13 protein-coding genes are annotated in these 16,594 nt (G+C 64.8%); 2 read left to right on the top strand and 11 right to left on the bottom strand.

All coding sequences use genetic code 11. The features are described 5' to 3' along the window. Positions 1–10: 10 nt before the first annotated feature. The 4 genes from eno to ACEVBK_RS03660 form a co-directional block, all read right to left on the bottom strand. Positions 11–1,312: a phosphopyruvate hydratase gene (gene eno / locus ACEVBK_RS03675; RefSeq protein ID WP_375057244.1), complete on the bottom strand. Its 1,302-nt coding sequence runs from the start codon at positions 1,310–1,312 to the stop codon at positions 11–13. Between the two features lie 90 nt (positions 1,313–1,402). After that, positions 1,403–3,040 carry a glutamine hydrolyzing CTP synthase gene (gene pyrG, locus ACEVBK_RS03670; RefSeq protein WP_375057243.1) on the bottom strand — a complete coding sequence of 546 codons (1,638 nt, stop codon included), beginning with the start codon at positions 3,038–3,040 and terminating at the stop codon, positions 1,403–1,405. A 404-nt stretch (positions 3,041–3,444) separates the two neighbouring features. Then, on the bottom strand, positions 3,445–4,377 hold the full coding sequence (locus ACEVBK_RS03665; RefSeq protein WP_375057242.1) for an electron transfer flavoprotein subunit alpha/FixB family protein: 933 nt from the start codon (positions 4,375–4,377) through the stop codon (positions 3,445–3,447). Beyond that, positions 4,377–5,126, bottom strand: a complete 750-nt coding sequence (locus ACEVBK_RS03660) for an electron transfer flavoprotein subunit beta/FixA family protein (RefSeq protein ID WP_375057241.1) — start codon at positions 5,124–5,126, stop codon at positions 4,377–4,379. Before ACEVBK_RS03660 ends, ACEVBK_RS03665 begins: the two co-directional genes overlap by 1 nt. Before the next feature lie 129 nt (positions 5,127–5,255). On the opposite strand from ACEVBK_RS03660, the gene ACEVBK_RS03655 reads away from it, so the two are divergent. Beyond that, entirely contained in the window at positions 5,256–6,905 is a 1,650-nt protein-coding gene (locus ACEVBK_RS03655; protein WP_375057240.1) for an electron transfer flavoprotein-ubiquinone oxidoreductase, read from the top strand. Between the two features lie 181 nt (positions 6,906–7,086). Here ACEVBK_RS03655 and ACEVBK_RS03650 read toward each other — a convergent pair whose 3' ends face one another. From ACEVBK_RS03650 to ACEVBK_RS03620, 7 genes are all read right to left on the bottom strand, one after another. Continuing rightward, the gene (locus ACEVBK_RS03650; protein ID WP_375058509.1) at positions 7,087–7,848 is read right to left on the bottom strand and encodes an SDR family NAD(P)-dependent oxidoreductase; all 762 of its coding nucleotides are present in this window, start codon (positions 7,846–7,848) and stop codon (positions 7,087–7,089) included. Positions 7,849–7,850: 2 nt separating this feature from the next. Next, positions 7,851–8,753: a 3-hydroxyisobutyrate dehydrogenase gene (mmsB, locus tag ACEVBK_RS03645; protein ID WP_375057239.1), complete on the bottom strand. Its 903-nt coding sequence runs from the start codon at positions 8,751–8,753 to the stop codon at positions 7,851–7,853. A 14-nt stretch (positions 8,754–8,767) separates the two neighbouring features. After that, the gene (locus tag ACEVBK_RS03640; RefSeq protein ID WP_375057238.1) at positions 8,768–9,901 is read right to left on the bottom strand and encodes an enoyl-CoA hydratase/isomerase family protein; all 1,134 of its coding nucleotides are present in this window, start codon (positions 9,899–9,901) and stop codon (positions 8,768–8,770) included. Between the two features lie 9 nt (positions 9,902–9,910). After that, positions 9,911–10,687: an enoyl-CoA hydratase gene (locus tag ACEVBK_RS03635; protein ID WP_375057237.1), complete on the bottom strand. Its 777-nt coding sequence runs from the start codon at positions 10,685–10,687 to the stop codon at positions 9,911–9,913. A 259-nt stretch (positions 10,688–10,946) separates the two neighbouring features. Continuing rightward, positions 10,947–12,101, bottom strand: a complete 1,155-nt coding sequence (locus ACEVBK_RS03630; RefSeq protein ID WP_375057236.1) for an acyl-CoA dehydrogenase family protein — start codon at positions 12,099–12,101, stop codon at positions 10,947–10,949. A gap of 338 nt (positions 12,102–12,439) precedes the next feature. Beyond that, positions 12,440–13,933 (bottom strand): CoA-acylating methylmalonate-semialdehyde dehydrogenase, encoded by a 1,494-nt coding sequence (locus ACEVBK_RS03625; protein ID WP_375057235.1) that lies wholly within the window; start codon positions 13,931–13,933, stop codon positions 12,440–12,442. A 12-nt stretch (positions 13,934–13,945) separates the two neighbouring features. Then, on the bottom strand, positions 13,946–15,127 hold the full coding sequence (locus tag ACEVBK_RS03620) for an acetyl-CoA C-acyltransferase (RefSeq protein WP_375057234.1): 1,182 nt from the start codon (positions 15,125–15,127) through the stop codon (positions 13,946–13,948). Between the two features lie 286 nt (positions 15,128–15,413). Here ACEVBK_RS03620 and ACEVBK_RS03615 point away from each other — a divergent pair, with 286 nt between their 5' ends. Next, complete coding sequence (locus ACEVBK_RS03615) at positions 15,414–16,577, top strand: isovaleryl-CoA dehydrogenase (protein ID WP_375057233.1); 1,164 nt, start codon at positions 15,414–15,416, stop codon at positions 16,575–16,577. The last annotated feature ends 17 nt before the right edge of the window (positions 16,578–16,594 follow it).

Raw genomic sequence — 16,594 nt, 5'->3', positions numbered from 1 at the left:
ACGTCAGGGCTCAGGCCTGGCCTTTCACCTCGGCCAGACCACGGTAGGGGGCCTTGGCACCCAGCTCTTCCTCGATGCGGATCAGCTGGTTGTACTTGGCGATACGATCGGAGCGGCTCATGGAACCGGTCTTGATCTGGCCGGCGCAGGTGCCTACCGCCAGGTCGGCGATGGTAGCGTCTTCGGTTTCACCGGAACGGTGGGAAATCACGGCGGTGTAACCGGCGTCCTTGGCCATCTTGATGGCATTCAGGGTCTCGGTCAGGGAGCCGATCTGGTTGAACTTGATCAGGATGGAGTTGGCGATCCCCTTGTCGATACCTTCTTTCAGGATCTTGGTGTTGGTCACGAACAGATCGTCACCCACCAGCTGAACCTTGTCGCCCAGCACCTTGGTCTGGTAGGCGAAACCGTCCCAGTCGGACTCGTCCAGGCCGTCTTCGATGGAAACGATCGGGTACTGCTTGGTCAGCTCTTCCAGGTAGTGGGTGAATTCCTGGGAAGAGAATACCTTGCCTTCGCCTTTCAGGTTGTAGTTACCCTTTTCCTTGTCGAAGAACTCGGAGGCGGCACAGTCCATGGCCAGGGTCACATCCTGGCCCAGCACGTAACCGGCTTTCTCCACGGCTTCCTTGATGGCGGCCAGGGCGGCAGCGTTGGATTCCAGATCGGGGGCGAAACCACCTTCGTCACCCACGGCGGTGGACAGGCCCTTGGCCTTCAGCACCTTGGCCAGGTTGTGGAACACCTCGGCACCGACGCGCAGGGCTTCCTTGATGTTCTTGGCGCCGACCGGCTGGATCATGAATTCCTGGATGTCGACGTTGTTGTCGGCATGCTCACCGCCGTTGATGATGTTCATCATCGGCAGCGGCATGGAATACTGACCGGCGGTGCCGTTCAACTCGGCAATCCAGGCGTACAGGGGCAGGCCCTTGGCGGCGGCGGCGGCCTTGGCGGTGGCCAGGGACACGGCCAGGATAGCGTTGGCGCCCAGGCTGGCCTTGTTCTCGGTACCGTCCAGGTCGATCATGATCTGGTCGATTTCGGCCTGCTGGGTGGCGTCCTTACCGGCGAGGGCGGCGGCAATTTTGTCGTTGATGTTGGCCACGGCAACCTGCACACCCTTGCCCAGGAAACGGGACTTGTCGCCGTCACGCAGTTCCAGCGCTTCGCGGGAACCGGTGGAGGCACCGGACGGCGCCGCGGCACGGCCCATGAAACCGCCTTCCAGATAGACGTCGGCTTCAACGGTGGGGTTGCCGCGGGAGTCGATGATTTCGCGACCGATCACTTTAACGATCTTAGCCATTGTATTTTCCTCTTAGGTTAAAAATAAAAGTGAAACAAACAAAGTACTAAAAAATACGGCCAAGCCAGGTGGCTCAGCCGTAGGATCAGGTTATTCCAGTTCACCCTGCTGGTATTGGCCCGCCGCCTTCACAAAACCGGCGAACAGGCCGTGGCCGTCGCGGGGCGTGGAAGTGAACTCGGGGTGGAACTGAGCCGCCACGAACCAGGGGTGATCCGGGTTCTCGATGATCTCCACCAGCTTCTTGTCGGCGGAACGGCCGGTCACCTTCAAGCCCGCCGCTTCAACCTTGGGCAGCAGCCGGTTGTTGACTTCGTAGCGGTGGCGGTGGCGTTCGTAAATGGTATCGGAGCCGTACAGGCCATGTACCCTGGAACCAGGCTCCAGATGGCACAGCTGGGCACCCAGGCGCATGGTGCCGCCCAGATCGGATTGCTCGTCGCGCACTTCCACCTTGCCCTCTTCATCCACCCATTCGGTAATGAGGCCCACCACCGGATAGGGGCTCTGCTTGTCAAACTCGGTGGAATGGGCGCCTTCCAGGCCGGCCACGTTGCGGGCGTATTCGATCAGTGCTACTTGCATCCCTAAGCAGATGCCGAGGTAGGGTACGCGGTTTTCCCGGGCATAGCGGGCCGCCATGATCTTGCCCTCGACTCCACGCTCGCCGAAGCCGCCGGGCACCAGGATGGCATCCAGCCCCTCGAGCAACCCCAGGCCCTTGCTTTCCAGATCCTGGGAGTCGATGTATTTGATGTTTACGGTCAAACGGTTTTTCAGGCCGCCGTGCTTGAGCGCCTCGTTGACCGACTTGTAGGCATCGGGCAACTCGACGTATTTGCCCACCATACCGATGGTCACTTCCCCCACCGGATTGGCCTCTTCGTAGATCACCTGTTCCCATTCGGACAGATCCGAGGGCGGGCAATCCAGGGCGAAGCGCCGGACCACCAGCTCATCCAGCCCCTGGGAGCGCAGCAGCGCCGGGATCTTGTAGATGGAGTCCACATCTTTCAAGGAAATAACGGCCTTTTCCGACACATTGCAGAACAGGGCAATCTTGGCGCGCTCGTTGGGCGGAATGGCCCGGTCGCTGCGGCAAATCAGGATATCGGGCTGGATGCCGATGGACAGCAGCTCTTTTACCGAGTGCTGGGTCGGTTTGGTCTTTACCTCGCCGGCGGCGGCCATATAGGGCACCAGGGTCAGGTGCATAAAGAGGGTGTTTTCCCGGCCCACTTCCACCGCCAGCTGACGCAGCGCCTCGAGGAATGGCAGCGACTCGATATCGCCGACGGTGCCACCGACTTCCACAATGGCCACCTGATGCCCTTCGGCACCGGCAATCACCCTGTCCTTGATGGCATTGGTGATATGCGGGATCACCTGGATGGTGGCACCCAGGTAGTCGCCGCGCCGTTCCTTACGCAGCACGTCCGCATAGATACGACCGGTGGTGAAATTGTTGCGGCGAGTCATCTTGGTACGGATGAAACGCTCGTAATGGCCGAGATCGAGATCGGTTTCGGCACCGTCGTCAGTCACGAAAACTTCACCGTGCTGGGTCGGGCTCATGGTTCCCGGATCCACGTTGATGTAAGGATCCAGCTTCATAATGGTCACATTAAGACCGCGAGCCTCGAGGATGGCCGCCAGGGAGCCGGCTGCAATGCCTTTACCCAAGGAGGACACTACCCCACCAGTAACAAAAATATATTTAGTCGTCATGCTGAACCTGAAGAAAGCTAGGGAACGAATGGAATGTGGAATTCAAGACGGGGTCATAGTATACGCAAGATGCCCGATAACGACAATGAAACAATATCCGGGCTAAGGCGCTAAAGCCGTCCTGTTCCGCATTCGAACCTGCTGCCGGCGGAAGACTGAACGGCACTATAACGTTTTATGTAGTTTTATTACAACAAAATGTAACACCCAAAACTTGATGCAGATCAGATAAAACGACATTCACCCAAGAGTCTGTTTGAGATCAGGCGTATCCGGCCAAAGAGCACTCCGCCAACCGTCACATGCCAGGGGTGCCGAGCGTCACAGGGATGTGCTTGCAGCGTGTCGGTAGAGGTGGCCCTGTCTCCTCTTCGCTGGGCGGTAACAGGCATCGTAAACAGGTTCTACGGTGCCAACTGCCGCTCCAGTTCGGGTAGCACATCGAACAAATCCGCCACCAGGCCATAATCCGCCACCTGGAAGATGGGTGCCTCCGCATCCTTGTTGATGGCCACTATCACCTTGGAGTCCTTCATCCCCGCCAGGTGCTGGATGGCGCCGGACAGGCCCACGGCGATATAGAGTTCGGGGGCCACTATCTTGCCGGTCTGGCCCACCTGCATGTCATTGGCGGCAAAGCCCGCGTCCACCGCCGCCCGGCTGGCTCCCACCGCCGCGCCCAGCGCATCCGCCAGCCGCTCCAGCAACGCAAAGTTCTCTTTCGAGCCCAGGCCCCGGCCTCCGGAGATCACCACCCGGGCCGAGGTGAGCTCGGGCCGCTCATTCGGACTCAGTTCCTCGCTCACGAAACGGCTGCCGCCGGCGACGGCGACCGGTGCCAGCGATTCTATGGGTGCTGCCAAGTCGCCCGGCATGGCCGCCTCGAAAGCGGTGACGCGCACCGTCAGCACCTTGATAGCCTCGAGGGACTGCACCGTGGCGATGGCGTTGCCCGCGTAGATGGGTCGGACGAAGGTATCCGGGGCTTCGATGGCGATCACCTCGGACACCATACCCAGGTCGAGCAGGGCCGCCACCCGCGGCATCAGATTCTTGCCGAAGGTGGTGGCCGGCGCCAGCAGGTGCCGGTAGCCGCCCGCCAGGCTGGCCACCAGGGCGGCGCCGGGCTCCGCCAACTGGTGTTCATGGTCATCGTGATCCGCCAGCAGCACCTTGCGCACACCGAGCCGACTGCCGGTCTCGGCCACCGGCCGGCAGCCCTTGCCCATCACCAGCAGATCCATATCCGCCCCCAGCCGGCCCGCCGCTCCCAGCAGGTTCAGGGTGGCCGGTTTCAAGGATCCGTTGTCGTGTTCCGCTATCACCAGGGTCGTCATCAGATCACCTTTGCCTCGTTCTTGAGTTTGTCCACCAGTTCGGCCACGTCGGCCACCTTGATGCCGGCCTTGCGCACCGGCGGCGGCGTCACCTTGAGCACCCGGGAATGAACCCTGGGCACGACCCCAAGCGCACCCGGAGTCAGGGTCTCCAGGGGTTTCTGCCTGGCCTTCATGATATTGGGCAGGGAAGCATAGCGCGGCTCGTTGAGCCGCAGGTCGGTGGTCACCACCGCCGGCAGGGCCAGCGCCAGGGTCTGCAGGCCGCCGTCCACCTCCCGGGTGACCAGGAGTTCGTCGTCCGCCAGTTCGATGCGGGAGGCGAAGGTTCCCTGGGGCCAGCCGGTGAGCGCCGCCAGCATCTGCCCCACCTGGTTATTGTCGGTATCGATGGACTGCTTGCCGAGCAGCACCAGCCCGGGTTGCTCCCGCTCGCACAAGCTGGCCAGCAGCTTGGCCACGGTGAGCGGTTCGGGAGCCGCGTCGTTCTGCACCAGCACCGCCCTGTCCGCCCCCAGCGCCAACGCCGTGCGCAGCTGCTCCTGAGCCGCAGCGGGGCCGACGGAGACGGCGACGATCTCCGACACCCAGCCTTTTTCCTTCATCCGCACCGCCTCTTCCACCGCGATTTCGCAGAAGGGGTTGGCCGCCATCTTGACGTTGGCCAGATCCACGTCGCTCTGATCCGCCCTGACCCTGACCTTGACGTGGTAGTCAACCACCCGTTTTATCGTGACCAGTACCTTCATGCCTGCCCCCGGTTCTGTGGGATTCGAGTTAATACTAATCCATCCCCGGCGATCCTGCCGCCCGGGATTTGTTAAATACCGCAACCAATACAATACTTTAGCCATGTGTCCCAGGGGCGGAGCCGGAATATGGAAAGGGAATCGATGGAATTTGACGTGGTCATAGTGGGCGCCGGCCCGGCCGGCCTGAGCGCCGCCTGCCGACTGATGCAAGAGGCCGCAGCCCGGGATCTGACCCTGAGCGTCTGCCTGGTGGAAAAAGGCGCCGAGGTGGGTGCCCATATCCTCTCTGGCGCCCTGCTGGAGCCCCGGGCCCTGGACGAGCTCTTTCCCGATTGGCAGGAACGGGGCGCCCCCGTGCACACCCCGGTCACCGACGACCGGCTCTATATGCTGACCAGCGAACGGGGCGGCCTGGAACTGCCCCCCGCCCTGGTCCCCTCCCCCCTGCACAACCGGGGCAACTACATAGTCAGCCTCGGCAACCTGTGCCGCTGGCTGGCGGCCCAGGCCGAACAGCTGGGCGTGGCCATCTTTCCCGGCTTCGCCGCCCAGGCGCCGCTCTACGCGGAAGATGGCGCCGTGTGCGGCATCCTGACCGGCGATATGGGGCTGGCGGCGGACGGCCACCCCAAGGCCGGCCATGTGCCGGGCATGGCGCTGCGCGCCAGGTACACCCTGTTCGCCGAGGGCTGCCGTGGCCATATCGGCAAGGAGCTGATCGCCCGCTTCGGCCTGGACCAGGGCCGGGATCCCCAACATTACGCCATCGGCATCAAGGAGCTGTGGCAGCTCGACCCCGCCCGCCACCGGCCAGGCCTGGTGCTGCACGGCGCCGGCTGGCCGCTCGAGGAAGACAGCGGCGGCGGCTTCTTCCTCTACCACGGCGACGACGGCCAGGCGGCGGTGGGGCTTATCGTGGATCTCAACTACCGCAATCCCCACCTCAGCCCCTTCGACGAATTCCAGCGGCTCAAGCACCACCCGCTGCTGGCCCGCCATCTGTACGACGGCAAGCGGCTGGCCTACGGCGCCCGGGCCATCACCAAGGGCGGCCTGAACTCGCTGCCTCGCATGGTGATGCCCGGCGCCCTGCTGCTGGGCTGCGACGCCGGCACCCTCAACGGCGCCAAGATCAAGGGCATCCACACCGCCATGAAGTCCGGCATGCTGGCCGCCGAGACGGTGGCTCAGGCCCTGGCGGCGGGGGAGCCCGGGGGACGGGAACTCGACGCATTCGACTCCGCTCTCCGGGATTCCTGGCTCCACCTGGAACTGGAGCAGGGACGCAATTTCATTCCCGCCCTGCATCGGCTGGGGCCCTGGCTGGGAGGCGCCTTCAACTACCTCAATCACAACTGGCTGGGAGGCAGGCTCCCCCTCACCCTGCATGACAAGATGCCGGATCACGCCACCCTGCGTCCGGCGGCGAAGAGCCGCAAACCGGATTACCCGAAGCCGGACGGTCGGCTTTCCTTCGACAAGCTGTCGTCGGTTTACCTGGCCAACACCGGCCACGACGAGGACCAGCCCTGCCACCTGCAGCTCCTGGATCCGGAAATTCCCCTGCGGGACAACCTGCCCCGCTACGACGAGCCGGCCCAGCGCTATTGCCCGGCGGGGGTCTACGAGGTGGTGGAGCAGGAAGGCGAACCCCGCTTCCTGATCAACGCCGCCAACTGTGTGCACTGCAAAACCTGCGACATCAAGGATCCGGCCCAGAATATCCGCTGGGTGCCGCCGGAAGGGGGCTGCGGCCCCAACTACCCTGATATGTAGCCATAAAAAAACCCCGAAGGCAGTGATTCCATGACCGAGGAGAATCAGTGCGTTCAGGGATATGGCAGTGGTTATTATCGTTTTATTATTCGCTCTGTTAACGCAGGCAGGCACGTCCGTTGCTGTGCGTTGCAAAAAACATTACCTCCGCCGGGCCATTCAGACAAGCTAGACTTTAGTCCTACAGGCGGAGACCGCCGTCCATTTCCAGCATCCGTCCGTGGAAGTAATCGTTCTGAATGACGTACTGCAGGCTGTGTACCAGCTCTTCAACCTGCGCCAGGCGTCCCAAAGGAATATTGCGGGTGATGCGTTCCATCGCCTCGGGCTTCATCTGGGCAGTCATGGCGGTGGCGATCACCCCGGGGGCGATGCCCGCCACCCGGATACCGTAGCGGCTGAGCTCCCCGGCCCAGCACACCACCAGGGCCGCCACCCCCGCCTTGGTGGCGGAGTAGTTGCTCTGGCCCCGGTTGCCGGCCCGCGCCACCGAGGAGATATTGACGATAAGGCCGCCCTCGCCCCGCTCGGCCATGATGGCCGCCGCCTCGCGGCCACACAGGAAGGTGCCGGTGAGGTTGACGTCCACCACCTGCTGCCACTGTTGCAGGCTCATCCTGCCGGCAGGTTTGCCCTCCACCAACTTGACCAGTAGGGCGTCGCGCATCAGGCCGGCGTTGTTGACCAGCACATCCAGCCCACCCAGTTCCCGCACGATATGGCCGAAGCTGTCCGCCACCTGCCGCTCGTCGGCGATATCGCACAGGTGCACCGCCACCCGGGCGCCGGTGGCGGCCACCATCTCGCCGCTTTTGGCCAGATCCTGCTCGTTGTTGTCGATCAGCGCCAGCATGGCGCCCTGGCGCGCCAGCTGCCGGGCCATGGCCTGCCCCAGCCCCCGGCCGGCACCGGTGATCACCACCACCTTGCCCCTGATATCCATGGTCATTCGCCCCCTTCCCGCAGTTGGAACATCCGGAACAGGCTGGAAAAGTCGAAACCGCCGTGACCCGCCACCTGGTGTAGGTTGAACAAGGCCTTGGCCGCAGCACCCATGGGTACCGGCGAGCCGCTGTCCCGGCTGAGCTCCATGGCGATGTTCAGATCCTTGCACATCAGGTTGACCTGAAAGCCTCCCTGATAGCCCCGGGCAGCGGGCACATGTTCCATCACCCCCGGCACCGGGTTGTAGAGCTGCAACGCCCAGTTGTTGCCCGAGCTTTGCTTGATGATCTCCGATAGCACCTTGGGATCCAGGCCGTTGTTAATGCCCATATTGAGCGCCTCGCAGGTGCCCGCCATCAGCACCGCCAGCAGCATGTTGTTGCAGGCCTTGGCTATCTGACCGGCGCCGTGGGGACCGGCGTGGAACACGTTCTTGCCCATTTGGCACAGTACCGGCTCGGCCCGGGCGAATTGAGCCCCGCTGCCGCCGACGATAAAGGTGAGGGTGCCGGCCTGGGCCCCGGCTACACCGCCGGACACGGGCGCGTCGATAAAATCCAGGCCATGGGCCGCGGCCCGCCGGGCCGTGGCCTTGGCGGTGGCCGCATCGATGGTGGAACAGTCGATCACCAGGGTGCCCGGCGCCATCCGCTCGAACAGGGGATCCGGGCCCGTCGCATAGAGCTCCTCCACCTGGCGGCCGCTTTGCAGCATGGAGATCACCACCTGCGCGTGTTTCACCACCTCGGTGGCGCTGGTTTCCGGAATGCAGCCGGTGCCGGCGGCCCGACTGACTGCCTCGGGCTGCAGATCGAACACCTGTACCCTGTGCCCGGCCTTGACCAAGTTGGCAGCCATGGGGCTGCCCATATTACCTAAACCGATGAATGCGATGGTTGCCATGGTGCTTGCCTCCGTTACAGATCCTGCAATGGGCTCCGGTGCCAGGGAGTGTCGAACAGGGCAGCCAGCAGCGCCTCGTCCACCTCAGCCAGAGTCCCGAAAGTCCAGTCGGGGTTGTTGTCCTTGTCGATAAGCCGGGCCCGCACTCCTTCGGCGAACTCCCGATACCGGCAGAGTTGCACCGACAGCGCCAGCTCCCGACGAAATACCTCGGCCAGGGAACTGTGCCGGCAGCGGCGCAGTTGCTCCGCTATCACCCGGATAGCCAGCGGACTGCCCGCCGCCAGGCTCTGTCGGGCCCGTTCGAACCAGGGAGAGCCGAAATCCGCCTCGAGGATGGCGGCCACCCTATCCGCCAGGCAGTCCCGGTCCATCAGCCGGCGGATGGCGTCCTGGTGCTCCCGCAGGGGCGAGGGCTGATCGGCGAAGACGTCATACGAGGCTGCTTCCAGTTGCTGCAGCACCCGACCGACGGCCGCCGCGGGATCCTGCCAGTCGGCCAGCTCCCGCAGGCGGGACAGCAGCTCGGCCCTTAGGCTTGTCGCTATGGTCCTGTTGGCCAACCCCAGCCAGTGGCTGTCGCTGGCGTTGAGCTGGCAGCCGGTGAGGGCGATAAATTCACCCAGCCCCGGTGGCAGGCGGTTGAGAAACCAGCTGCCGCCCACGTCCGGATAAAGGGCGATGGTCACCTCCGGCATCGCCAGCCGGCTGCTTTCGGTGACGATGCGCTGCTGGCTGCCGTTGAACAGTCCCAGGCCGCCGCCCATGACGATGCCGCCACCCCAGCAGATCACCGGCTTGGGGTAGCGATGCAACGAATAATCCAGCCGGTATTCCTGCTCGAAAAAGCGCGCCGCCGGCTCAGGCACGGGCCCCAGGCCCAGGTCGTCCAGGGGGCCAAGTTCCCGGGCCGAGGTGATGGCCCGGTACAGCCCCACCACATCGCCGCCGGCGCAGAAGGCCCTGCTGCCTTCGCCTTCCAGCAGCACCGCCACCAGCCCCTCGTCCCGCCGCCAGGCGGCAAGCTGGGGCAGCATCCGTTCTATCATCTCCAGGCTCAGGGCATTGAGACTGCGCGGGTTGTCGAGCACCAGCCGGCCGATACGCCGGCCACCGCCCGTGGCATGCTCTTCGATTATCAGGCTCATTCAGTTTCCTTAGCGGTTGCGCCATTGAGGCGGGCGTTTGTCCAGGAAGGCGTTGACCCCTTCTCGCTGATCCTCGGTGTCGAACAAGTCCACGAATTCCTCCCGCTCCCGGATATAGCCCTGCTCCAGGGGGCGGTAGCGGGCCGACTGGATCAGCCGCTTGCAGGCGGCCAGTGAGGAGGGACTCTGCTGCTCCGCCTGGCGGGCCAGCGCCAGAGCCCGGTTCAGGGCCTCCCCTTGTGGCACCACCTCTTCCACCAGGCCGATGGCCAGGGCCCGCTCGGCATCCAGCCGTTCACCGCAGAGGATGATGCGCTTGGCCCAGCCCTCGCCCACCAGCCAGGTCAGGTTCTGGGTGCCGCCGGCGCAGGGCAGCAGCCCCACCTTGGCCTCGGGCAGGGCCATCACCGCCTGCCGGCCGGCCACACGCAGATCGCAGGCCAGGGCCGCCTCCAGGCCGCCACCCATGGCGTAGCCGTCGATGGCGGCGATGGACAGGCCGCGAAACCGGCTCAGGGCCTCGAAGGCCTCGCCGAAGCGCCGCGCCATCTCCCGCGCCACCGCCCTGTCGCCGTCGGCGAACAGCTTGAGATCGGCCCCGGCGGAAAAGAACCTGTCCCCCGCCCCGGTCAGCACCAGGCTCCAGATCTCCCGGTCGGCGTTCAGTTGCGCCACCAGCTCGGCCAGGGCCGAGAGGCTTGCCGCCGTCCAGGTATTGGCGGGGGGGTTGTCCATGGTCAGGATGGCGACATGGCCTTGTTGTTCAAAACGAATAGCGGTGGTCATGGCTGCACCTCTCTATGACTATGGCCCGTGGTGATAGATAGAGCGTCGGGAACAGCTATGACGCAGACGCCGCCCATGCTCAAAAGGAGAACACAGGGGGCCGAAGAGCCGACCGTGACATGCCAGGGATGGCATGTCCGAGCCCACATGGACGTACTTGTAGCGTGTCGGCGTAGCGGTCCCCTTTGGTCTCCTTCGCCCATATCACAGACGACACCATCGAACTGACACACAAGCTCAAGATCCCTCTGCAAACTCATCACAGCTCCCCGCAGCCTTCCGCCAGTACCCGGCGGGCGATCAGCAGCCGCATGATTTCGTTGGTGCCCTCCAGGATGCGATGTACCCGGGTATCCCTCAGGTAACGCTCGAGTGGGTATTCACGGATATAACCGTAGCCGCCGTACAGCTGCAGCGCCTGATCGCACACCTTGAAGCCGGCGTCGGTGGCGAAGCGCTTGGCCATGGCACAGTAGGTGGTGGCATCCGGGTGACCCGCGTCCAGCCGACTCGCCGCCAGCCGCACCAGTTGGCGCGCCGCCACCAGCTCGGTGGCCATGTCGGCAATGCTGAACTGCAACGCCTGGAATTCGGCCAGTTTGCGGCCGAACTGGCTGCGCTCCTGCAGGTACTGGCACGCCTTGTTGAGGGCCTGCTGGGCGGTGCCCACCGAACAGCTGGCGATATTGATGCGCCCCCCGTCCAGCCCCTTCATCGCCAGCTTGAAACCCTCTCCCTCCGCCCCCAGCCGCTGGCCGGCGGGCACCCGTACCCGCTCGAAGGTGACGCTGCGGGTGGGCTGGCTGTTCCAGCCCATCTTGTCCTCGGGGCGGCCGTAGACGATGCCGGGGCTGCCGGCGTCCAGGGCGAAGGCGGAGATACCGCCCGCGCCCTCGCCGCCGGTACGGGCCATCACCACCAGCACCTGGGTACTGCCGGCGCCGGAGATAAACATCTTGCTGCCGTTCAGCTCATACTGGTCGCCGTCGCGGCGGGCGCTGGTCCTGAGGGCGGCGGCGTCGGAGCCGGCGTTGGGCTCGGTCAGGCAGTAGGAGCCGAGCAGCCGTCCACTGACCAGCCCCTCGCCCCAACGTGCCCAGGTTTCTTCACTGCCGGCGCTGGCCACCATCCAGGTCACCATGTTGTGGATGGTGAGGAAGGCGGTGGTGGAAGTGCAGCCCATGGCCAGACGCTCGAAGATGATGCTGGCGTCGAGCCGGCTCAGCCCCAGGCCGCCGGCGGACTCGGGGGTATAGAGGGCGCAAAGCCCCAGCCCACCCGCCTTGTGCAGTGTCTCGACCGGGAAGTGGTGGTCCCGGTCCCAGTCGGCGGCGTGGGGCTCCAGCTCGTTGCGGGCAAAGTCGTCGGCCAGGGCCGCAAAGGCCCGCTGTTCGTCGCTCAGTTCAAAGTCCATGCAAGCTCCCTCCGGTCGCGTGTATGTGTTATGTCTATCTCTTGGCCTCGCGTTTTTGTTGCCTTTTGATAAAGCGAGCCGTCAGCCAAAGGGCACTACTCCTCCGGCACGCCGTGAACCCATCCTTGGGGGCCTCCGCCGACCGTCACATGCCAGGGGGCGCGAAGCGCCTTGCACCGGAGGTATCCGCGACATTCGGCATGGGCCGAGCGTCACAGGGATGTGCTTGCAGCGTCTCGGCGGAGGTGGCCCTGTTGCCTCATTTCTACGCTCAGGCAGAAAGCCGGACTGGAGAGCAAAGTCCTGGCTGGCAGTCGACTGCTTGCGATTCATCACTTTCATTTCAGATGAATCGACATATTGGGCCCCGCCACCGCCTCGTCCTCGAACCAGCGGGCGGTAACGGTCTTGGTTTCGGTGTAAAACCGCACCGCCTGCTTGCCGTAGGCGTGCAGGTCGCCGTAGAAGGAGCGGCGCCAGCCGGTGAAGGAAAAAAAGGGCAGCGGCACCGGTATGGGTACGTTGATGCCCACCTGACCCACCCGGATCTCGTGCTGGTATTTGCGCGCCGCCGCGCCCGAGGCGGTGAAAATGGAGGTGCCGTTGCCGTAGGGGTTGGCGTTGACCAGATTGATGGCCTCATCCAGGCTGTCCGCTTCCATCAGCAACAGCACGGGGCCGAAGATCTCCTCCCGGTAGAGGGCCATCTCGGGGGTTACGCCGCGGAACAGGGTGGGCCCCACCCAGTTGCCGTGGGGATAGCCGTCCACCGTGCAGCCGCTGCCATCGAGCAGGCATTCGGCGCCTTCGGCCTTGCCCCCGGCGATCAACCGCAGCACCCGCTCCCGGGCCGCTTGGCTTATCAGCGGGCCGTAGCCGGCGTCGGGGTCGTCCCAGGCTCCGGGCCGCACCCGGGCCATGGCGTCTTTCAGCTCCGGGATCCATTCCCTGGCCTCCCCCACCAGCACCGCGACCGATATCGCCATGCAGCGCTGGCCGGCGGCGCCCACCGAGGAGCCCACCAGATTGTTGATCACCTGCTGTTTGTTGGCATCGGGCAGCACCACCATGTGGTTCTTGGCGCCGGCGAAGGCCTGCACCCGTTTCAGGTGGGCGGTGCCGGTCTGGTAGATATGCTGGCCGGCAGCCACCGAGCCGACGAAGGAAATGGCGCACACCTCGGGGTGCACCAGCAGTTGGTCCACCACCTCCTTGCCGCCGTGCACCACCTGCAGCAGGCCGTCGGGGGCACCGGCCTGCCTGAACAGCTCGGCCAGCCGCATGGCCGCCAGGGGATCCTGCTCCGACGGCTTGAGCACGAAGGTATTGCCGCAGGCGATGGCGAGCGGAAACATCCACAGCGGGATCATGGCCGGAAAATTGAAGGGGGTGATGCCGACGCAGACCCCCAGCGGCTGGGTGAAGCTGTAGCAGTCCACACCCCGGGCCACGTTTTCCTGGGTCTCACCCATGCTGAGGGCAGCGATGTTGGCGGCCTGCTCCACCACCTCGATGCCCCGCCACACGTCGCCCCTGGCGTCCTCGAAGGTCTTGCCGGTGTCCTTGCAGAGCAGGCGGGCGATGTCGTCGTGGTGTTCCTTCAGCAGCGCCTGGTAACGCAGCATCAGCCGGGCCCGCTCCGGCACCGGCACTTCCCGCCATTCGACGAAGGCCCTGCTCGCCGCCGCCACCGCCGCCGCCACCTCCTCGGGCGTGGCGCAGGGCAGGCGGGCGATGATCTCCTGGGTAGCCGGGTTGCTTACCTCCAGCCACTCCTGGGTACGGCTTTGCACCATATTGCCGCCGATCAGCAGCGGTACCTGGTATGCCATTTTCCTGTCCTCCTAGAGCAATTCCACCGCCACCGCCGTGGCTTCGCCACCGCCGATGCACAGGGCCGCCACCCCCCGTCTGAGCCCGCGACGGCGCAGGGCGTACAGCAGGGTGACGAGGATGCGGGCACCGCTGGCGCCGATGGGATGGCCCAGGGCGCAGGCGCCGCCGTTGACGTTGACCCGCGCCGGGTCCAGCCCCAGCTCGCGGATGGCCAGCAGGGCGACCACCGCGAAGGCCTCGTTGATCTCGAACAGATCCACCTCGCTGGCCTGCCAACCGAGCCTGTCCAGCAATTTGTTGATAGCTCCGATTGGCGCCAAGGTGAACTCGGCGGGCAGCTGGGCGTGGGTTGCATGGGCCAGCACCCGGGCCAAGGGCCTGAGGCCGAGCGCCGCCGCCTGCTCGGCGGTGGTCACCACCAGGGCGGCGGCACCGTCGGAGATGGAACTGGAATTGGCGGCGGTAATGGTGCCGTCCTTGGCGAAGGCGGGCTTGAGGGTACGGATCTTGTCGGGCCGGGCCTTGCCCGGCTGCTCGTCGGTATCCACCTGTCGACTGCCCTGGCGTACCGTCACCTCGACCGGTACGATTTCCCCGGCGAAATCCCCTTCGGCGATGGCCCTTTGAGCCCGGGTCAGGGAGGCGATGGCGAAGTCGTCCATCGCCTCCCGGCCGATGCCGGACTTATCCGCCGTCCGCTGGGCGAAGCTGCCCATCAGGCCGCCCTCGTAGGCGTCTTCCAGGCCGTCGAAAAACATGTGATCCAGCAACTGGCCGTGGCCCATGCGCAGCCCCGCCCGCGCCTTGGGCAACAGGTAGGGCGCCAGGCTCATGCTCTCCATGCCGCCCGCCACCATCACCGAGGCAGAACCCGCCAGCAGTTGATCATGGGCCAGCATCAGCGCCTTCATGCCCGACCCGCACATCTTGTTGACCGTGGTGCAACCGACGGACACCGGCAACCCGGCCCCCAGCGCCGCCTGCCGGGCCGGCGCCTGGCCCTGGCCGGCGGGCAATACGCAGCCCATCACCACCTCATCCACCCGCTCATTCGGCACCCCGGCCCTGCTCAGGGCGGCCTCGATGGCCACTGCCCCCAACCTGGACGCCGGCACGGCGCCGAAGTCCCCCAGCAGGGCCCCCATGGGGGTCCGGGCCGCACCCACTATCACTATCTCGCTCTTTGCCATGGTGGCTCCATCTGCCGCAGGCCAGTGATGAGGCAAAGGCGATAAAAGGAAGCAACCAAGCCGACCGTGGCATGCCAGGGATGGCATGTCCGAGCCTACATGGACGTACTTGTGGCGTGTCGGCGTGTCGTTCCTTTTATCGCCCTGCACCCAATCATCAGTGGCAACCTAAAAATCGTTGTCCATTCAAGCTTAGCCGACCCCCAACAGTCCCATAACAACTATAGTTAATTCAGCAATATTGGTAGCAAACGAGCCCAACATCTCCATCACCGAGGAGGAACCCATGGCCCCCTATCCGCAACTGAACTTCGGTCTGGGCGAGACCCTGGACCTGCTGCGCGATCAGGTCGCCGCCTTCGCCAGCCGGGAGATCGCCCCCCTGGCCGAGGCCATCGACCGGGACAATCGCTTTCCCGCCGAACTCTGGCCCAGGCTCGGCGCCATGGGCCTGTTCGGCATTACCGTGGCCGAACGCTACGGCGGCGTGAACATGGGCTACCTGGCCCAGGTGCTGGCGATGGAGGAAATCAGCCGGGCCTCGGCGGCGGTGGGCCTGTCCTACGGCGCCCACGCCAACCTCTGCGTCAACCAGATCCACCGCCACGGCAGCGAAGCGCAGAAAGCGCATTACCTGCCCAAACTGCTCAACGGCGAGCATATCGGGGCGCTGGCCATGTCCGAGCCCAATGCCGGCTCCGATGTGGTATCCATGCGGCTGTCCGCCCGGGCCGACGGCGATCACTTCGTGCTCGACGGCACCAAGATGTGGATCACCAACGGCCCCGACGCCCAGGTGTTCGTGGTGTACGCCAAGACGGAGCCCAAAGCCGGCGCCCGGGGCATCACCGCCTTTATCGTCGAGCGCGACACCCCCGGCTTCGGCCAGGCCCAGAAGCTCGACAAGCTCGGCATGCGCGGCTCCAACACCTGCGAGCTGGTGTTCCAGGACTGCCGGGTACCGGCGGACAATGTGCTCGGCATCCTGAACGGCGGGGTCGAGGTGCTGATGAGCGGGCTCGATTACGAGCGGCTGGTGCTGGCCGGCGGGCCGCTCGGCATCATGCAGGCGGCCATGGATCTGGTGGTGCCCTATGTGCGGGAGCGCAAGCAGTTCGGCCAGGCCATCGGCGACTTCCAACTGGTGCAGGGCAAGCTCGCCGACATGTACAGCCGCATGAACGCCGCCCGCAGCTACACCTATATGGTGGCCATGGCCGCGGACAGGGGAGAACTCGGGCGCAAGGACGCCGCCGGGGTGATACTGCTGGCGGCGGAAACCGCCACCCGGCTGGCGCTGGACGCCATCCAGCTGCTGGGCGGCAACGGCTATATCAACGAGTTCCCCGCCGGCCGCCTGCTGCGGGACGCCAAGCTGTACGAAATCGGCGCCGGCACCTCGGAAATCCGCCGTATGCTGATCGGCCGGGAACTGGTGCAGAACCGGTGAGGTGACCTATGGCACCA

Origin of the sequence: Zobellella sp. DQSA1, assembly GCF_041950555.1 — a bacterium.
In the GTDB taxonomy this organism is placed as follows: domain Bacteria; phylum Pseudomonadota; class Gammaproteobacteria; order Enterobacterales; family Aeromonadaceae; genus Oceanimonas.
The sequence above is the reverse complement of the archived record's forward strand: the minus strand, read 5'-3'. Positions and strand labels throughout refer to the sequence as shown.